A 697-nucleotide genomic window follows, 5' to 3' on the forward strand; every position below is an offset into this window, starting at 1 on the left:
TCGCCTAGGCGAGGTTTTTTCTTAATCAGGTCATCACTCCTGATTATGAATCGTCACTTACTTTTTAGGGTAAGGGTGAGCAACACCTTTATGACAATCTACACAAGTCTTTCTCTTGTCGCCTTCTTGCTTAGCATTACGCTCATGCATTCTGACAGCCATTTTCTTCATAGTCTCAGGCTGGTTTTCATAGATGCGCGTATGACAATGTTGGCAGTTAGCAGAATCTGTTGCTTGGAAGTACTTAAGTGCGATATCTGCTTGTTCTTTACGGTTCTCATCTAACCAAGCTTGAGTGTTGAAACCATCAATAGTTACGAAACCGTATAAATCTTTAGATACGATAATCTTTTTAACCAAGTAATCAACTGGGCCGTGTGGAAGGTGACAATCTTGACATTGAACAGTCACGCCAGCGCTACCGCCGCCATGTGCTGAAGCTAGTACTTCATCTTTCAATGAGTGATTGCTATGACAACTCATACAGAATTCATCTGAACTTGTTGCATGTAAAGTTTGTTGAGTGGCGAAATAGCCCACTACACCCAAAATAATACCCACTACAATCAGTGCGATAATAGAATATTTTGCGCTCGGTTTAAATAGTGCACGCCAGTTCATCGGACATCTCCAGTTAACAGTTTTTTAATTTATAATTTTTAAACTCTAAAATATAAATTTTAAGTTCTAAAAATAG

At 38.9% G+C, this 697-nt stretch carries 1 protein-coding gene; it reads right to left on the bottom strand.

Going from position 1 to position 697, the window contains the following annotated elements:
- Positions 1–57: 57 nt before the first annotated feature.
- A complete protein-coding gene (locus tag BCU91_RS07910) occupies positions 58–621 on the bottom strand; it encodes a NapC/NirT family cytochrome c (protein WP_102477285.1) in 564 nt (187 codons plus the stop codon).
- Between the last annotated feature and the right edge of the window lie 76 nt (positions 622–697).

Origin of the sequence: Shewanella sp. 10N.286.52.B9 (genome assembly GCF_002873635.1) — a bacterium.
In the GTDB taxonomy this organism is placed as follows: Bacteria; Pseudomonadota; Gammaproteobacteria; order Enterobacterales; family Shewanellaceae; genus Shewanella.

What these genes read in the sequence shown, in the direction of transcription:
- BCU91_RS07910 (WP_102477285.1), bottom strand. Translation starts at nt 621, where the DNA reads ATGAACTGGCGTGCACTATTTAAACCGAGCGCAAAATATTCTATTATC.